Annotated in this window: 6 protein-coding genes; 1 reads left to right on the forward strand and 5 read right to left on the reverse strand. The window is 69.3% G+C overall.

The features are described 5' to 3' along the window. Nucleotides 1-851: Fe-S cluster assembly protein SufB (gene sufB / locus ACOJSN_RS02955; RefSeq protein WP_420111021.1), on the reverse strand; the 851-nt coding region annotated here is incomplete at its 3' end. Next, nucleotides 848-1,552: a helix-turn-helix transcriptional regulator gene (locus tag ACOJSN_RS02960; protein WP_420111022.1), complete on the reverse strand. Its 705-nt coding sequence runs from the start codon at nt 1,550-1,552 to the stop codon at nt 848-850. The genes sufB and ACOJSN_RS02960, both read right to left, overlap by 4 nt. A gap of 167 nt (nt 1,553-1,719) precedes the next feature. Here ACOJSN_RS02960 and ACOJSN_RS02965 point away from each other — a divergent pair, with 167 nt between their 5' ends. After that, the gene (locus ACOJSN_RS02965) at nt 1,720-2,712 is read left to right on the forward strand and encodes a COX15/CtaA family protein (RefSeq protein ID WP_420111023.1); all 993 of its coding nucleotides are present in this window, start codon (nt 1,720-1,722) and stop codon (nt 2,710-2,712) included. Here the strand turns inward: ACOJSN_RS02965 and ACOJSN_RS02970 are convergent. The 3 genes from ACOJSN_RS02970 to ACOJSN_RS02980 all read right to left on the reverse strand — a co-directional run. Beyond that, nucleotides 2,670-3,077 (reverse strand): RidA family protein, encoded by a 408-nt coding sequence (locus ACOJSN_RS02970; RefSeq protein WP_420111024.1) that lies wholly within the window; start codon nt 3,075-3,077, stop codon nt 2,670-2,672. The genes ACOJSN_RS02965 and ACOJSN_RS02970 overlap by 43 nt on opposite strands. Further along, nucleotides 3,077-3,706 (reverse strand): NUDIX domain-containing protein, encoded by a 630-nt coding sequence (locus ACOJSN_RS02975; protein WP_420111025.1) that lies wholly within the window; start codon nt 3,704-3,706, stop codon nt 3,077-3,079. Before ACOJSN_RS02975 ends, ACOJSN_RS02970 begins: the two co-directional genes overlap by 1 nt. Next, nucleotides 3,699-4,487: CTP synthase (locus ACOJSN_RS02980; protein WP_420111026.1), on the reverse strand; the 789-nt coding region annotated here is incomplete at its 5' end. The genes ACOJSN_RS02980 and ACOJSN_RS02975, both read right to left, overlap by 8 nt.

A 4,487-nucleotide genomic window follows, 5' to 3' on the forward strand; every position in this document is an offset into this window, starting at 1 on the left:
ACGAGGTTGTACACGTTGTTCGACCAGTTCTGGATCGTCGTGTAACGCACGCGGGCGTTCTTCTTGACGACGATCTCCACCACGGCCGAGTGCAGTGAGTCACTGGAGTAGATCGGCGCGGTGCAGCCCTCGACGTAGTGCACGTACGAGCCCTCGTCGGCGATGATCAGGGTCCGCTCGAACTGGCCCATGTTCTCGGTGTTGATGCGGAAGTACGCCTGCAGCGGGATCTCCACGTGGACACCCGGCGGCACGTACACGAACGACCCGCCCGACCACACCGCGGTGTTGAGCGAGGCGAACTTGTTGTCGCCGCCCGGGATCACGGTGCCGAAGTACTCCTCGAAGATCTCCGGGTGCTCACGCAGCCCGGTGTCGGTGTCCACGAAGATGACACCCTGCTTCTCTAGCTCCTCGTTGATCTGGTGGTAGACCACCTCGGACTCGTACTGGGCGGCGACACCGGCCACGAGGCGCTGCTTCTCCGCCTCCGGGATCCCGAGCTTGTCGTAGGTGTTCTTGATGTCCTCGGGCAGGTCCTCCCAGCTGGTGGCCTGCTTCTCCGTGGTGCGCACGAAGTACTTGATGTTGTCGAAGTCGATCCCGGACAGGTCGGCGCCCCAGCTCGGCATCGGCTTGCGGTCGAACATCTTCAGCGCCTTGAGCCGCTGGTTGAGCATCCACTCCGACTCGCTCTTGAGCGCGGAGATGTTGCGCACGACGTCCTCGGACAACCCGCGCTGTGCGGACGCGCCGAAGGTGTCGGGGTCGTGCCAGCCGAAGTTGTAGTTGCCGATCGACGCGATCGTCTCTTCCTGGGACATCGGCGCCGTGGTGGGCTCTGCCGTCATGAGCCTTCCTTCCGAATCGGGATCTTCACGGGAATGTGCGTGGTGCAGACGTGCTCGCCGCCGGCCAGGGTGGCCAGTCGTTGCACGTGCACACCGAGGAGCTCGGAGAACGCACGGGTCTCCGCCTCGCACAGCTGGTGGTGGGCCTCTGCGACGTGCAGCACCGGGCAGTGGCCCTGGCAGACCTGCACGGCGATGCCGCCGGGTACCGGGCGCGCGGTGGCAGCGTAGCCATCGGCGGCAAGCAGGTGCGCCAACGTCTCGGCCCTCGTGGTGAGGTCGTCGCCGGCCTCGGCCATCGCCTCGGAGTAGCGGGCGATCATCTCGTCGGAGCGCGCCTCGGCGAACCGGGCGATGCCCTCGTCGCCGAGCTGCTCCTTGATCTGGGTCAGCGCTGCCAGCGCGGCCTGCGCGTAGGCGGTGCCGAGCTGGGCGTGCGCCGACGCCGCGCCGACGTACTTGCGTGCCGGCCTGCCGCGCCCACGCTTGGCCACCGGGACGTCGTCGCGCGCCTCGACCTGGCCCTCACTCTCGAGCGTGGTCAGGTGGCGCCGGACCGCGGCGGACGTCAGGTCGAGCCGGCGGGCCAGCTCGGCGGCGCTGATCGGTCCGAGCTCCACGATCAGGCGCAGCACGCGGTCGCGTGTGGTGGCCTCATCGGCGGCGATCTCGTCGATCTCAGCGGCGGTGGGGGTCGTCATCGCTCCTCCTCTCGCCTCGACACACGGGCACCTCACGACGCCCGGTAATTACACAACATTCTCCGTTGCCAAATTGCTTCCCGCAAGCAAGGACGGCCTAAGTGGCGCACGTCACGCGGACCGGCGCGCGGCGTTCCGACCCGTCCCGGCGGGGCTACCGTAGAGGCGTGCCCGCAGCCGTCGATACCCGCTCATCCACACCACCTCCCTCACGCCTGACCGACGCCCGGGTACGGCGCTGGACCTCCGCCGTCGTGCTGGCCAACCTCGTGGGACAGATCCTGATCGTGGTGACGGGCGGCGCGGTACGCCTGACCGGTTCCGGCCTCGGCTGCTCCACCTGGCCGCAGTGCGAGCCCGGCAGTTTCACGCCGGTGTTCCACGACGAGATGGAGTTCTACGTCTTCGTGGAGTACGGCAACCGGATGGTCGGCGTGCTGCTCGGCATGATCGGGATCGCGCTCGCGATCCTCATGACGCTCGCGGTCGGTCAGCTCGGCCGCGCAATCCGCCTGCGCACCATGGCCTACACGGTGATCGGTGTCGTTGTGCTGCAGGGCATCATCGGCGGGATCTCCGTGTGGATGCAGTTGCACCCGGCGATCGTGGGCTCGCACTTCCTCATCTCGGGGTGCCTGCTGGTGCTGTCGACCGTGCTCGCGGTGCGCTGGTTCGAGCCCGACTCCCCCGCAGTGCGGCTCGGCTCACCCGTGCTTCGTGGTCTGGCATGGACGACGGCGGGGCTCGCCGCCCTCGTCGTCGTCCTCGGTGTGGTGGTCACCGGGGCAGGACCCCACTCGGGAGACGACGAGGTCGGCTACCGGTTCGCGGTCGACCCCTACCTCATGGCACGCGTCCACGCCGCCGCGGTCTGGGTGTTCATGGTGGCGCTGATCGCGACGATCGTCGCGGTCCTCCGTGCGCGTCCGCCGCTGCCCCAGGCCCGCCGGTGGGCGCTGGTCCTTCTCGCAGTCACGCTCGCGCAGGGCGTGATCGGATACGTGCAGTTCTTCACGGGCCTCCCCGAGCTCCTCGTCGGAGCGCACATGCTCGGCGCCGCGCTGCTGATCGTGGCGACCACCCGCACGGTGCTGACGATCTACCCGCGCGGAACGACTCAGTCGAGTACCGCAGCGACCGCCTCGATCTCCACCAGCTGATCGGTGTAGCCGAGCACGGTGACACCCAGCAGTGTGCTCGGCACGTCGTGGTCACCGAATGCCGCGTGCACCACGTCCCAGGCAGCGACCAGGTCGGCCTGCTGTGCGGAGGCGACGAGCACCCTCGTGCTGATGACGTCCGCGATGTCCGCGCCGGCAGCCGCGAGCGCCGTCGTCATGTTCTCGATGCAGGCTGCCGCCTGTCCCGCGTAGTCACCGATCGCGACGGTCGCACCCTCCGCATCGAGCGGGCAGGCACCGGCCAGGAAGATCAGCCGTGCCTCGCTCGGGGCCGTGGCGGCATACGCGTACTGGGCGACGTCGGACAGCTCCGACGACCTGATCAGCTCGACCGCGCGTGGCATCAGCGCACCCAGGCCGCGTCAGCGGGACGCAGTCCGGTCCAGTCCCCTGCCCGGGCGGCGTGGGCCGCCAGGACGCCGACGACGGCGCTCGGGTTGTGCAGCGCGCCTGTCTGCACGAGGCGGACCGCTTCCTCGAGCGGCACCCACATGGTCGGCATACCCAGTTCCTCCTCGCCCCGCTGGTAGCGGTCGTCCTCGGGAATCTCGTCGAGGTCGCGTGCGAGGAACACGCGCAGGCCCTCGTCGGAGCCGCCGGGGCTCGTGTAGTAGTCGGCGAGGGTGTGCCAGCTCGCCGCGGTCAGGTCGGCCTCTTCGGCGAGCTCGCGCTGTGCCGCGCCGAGCAGCGGCTCACCCGGCACGTCGAGCAGCCCCGCAGGCACCTCCCACAGGTAGGCCCGCACCGGGTGCCGGTACTGCCGGATCAGCAGCACCCGCTCCTGCTCGTCCAGCGCGACGATCGCCACGGCCCCCGGGTGCTTGAGGAACTCCCGCGTGACGGTGCCGCCGTCCCCGAGATCGACATCCTCCGTCACCAGGTCGAACACGCGGCCCGCGTGCAGCACATCGGATGTGCTCACCGGGAGCGTGGCCGGCTCGTCGTGAATGTGCTCCACGGTCGACTCAGCCATCGGCGCGCTCCTGCGTCCGCGGTGGCACCTCGAGCAGCCGCGACTCACGCTGCCGGTCCAGCGCTGCCTGCACCAGCCCACGGAACAGCGGGTGCGCACGCGTGGGGCGGGACTTGAACTCCGGGTGTGCCTGCGTGGACACGTAGTACGGGTGCTGCTCGCGGTCGAGCTCCACGAACTCCACCAGCGAGGAGTCAGGCGATCGCCCGGAGATCTTCAGGCCTGCGGCCTCGAGGTCGTCGCGGTAGGAGTTGTTGACCTCGTACCGGTGCCGATGCCGCTCGCTCGCCTTCTCGGAGCCGTACACCTCCGCCACCAGCGAACCGGGCTCGAGCACCGCCTCGTAGCGGCCGAGGCGCATCGTGCCGCCCATGTCCCCCTCGCCGCCGACGATCGCGAGCTGCTCGGCCATCGTGGCCACCAGCGGGTCAGGCGTCTCCGGGTCGAACTCGGTCGAGGACGCCTTCTCCAGGCCCAGCACGTGGCGCGCGAACTCGATCACCATGCACTGCAGGCCGAGGCAGATGCCGAGCGTCGGCACCTGGTTCTCTCGCGCCCAGCGCAGTGCGCCGAGCTTGCCCTCGATGCCCCGGACGCCGAACCCACCCGGCACCAGCACGCCGTCGACATCGGCGAGCGCCTTGCGCGCTCCCGCCTCGGTCTCGCAGTCGTCGGAGGGCACCCAGCGGATGTTCACCTTGGTGTTGGTCGCGAAGCCGCCGGCGCGCAACGCCTCGGTGACGGACAGGTAGGCGTCCGGCAGGTCGATGTACTTGCCCAC

This window comes from Pseudactinotalea sp. (assembly GCF_048594945.1).
Lineage (GTDB): Bacteria > Actinomycetota > Actinomycetes > Actinomycetales > Beutenbergiaceae > Pseudactinotalea.

Excerpts from the sequence above, each read along its gene's own strand:
- ACOJSN_RS02975 (WP_420111025.1), bottom strand. The coding sequence starts at position 3,706 with ATGGCTGAGTCGACCGTGGAGCACATTCACGACGAGCCGGCCACGCTC.
- ACOJSN_RS02960 (WP_420111022.1), bottom strand. The coding sequence starts at position 1,552 with ATGACGACCCCCACCGCCGCTGAGATCGACGAGATCGCCGCCGATGAG.
- ACOJSN_RS02970 (WP_420111024.1), bottom strand. The coding sequence starts at position 3,077 with ATGCCACGCGCGGTCGAGCTGATCAGGTCGTCGGAGCTGTCCGACGTC.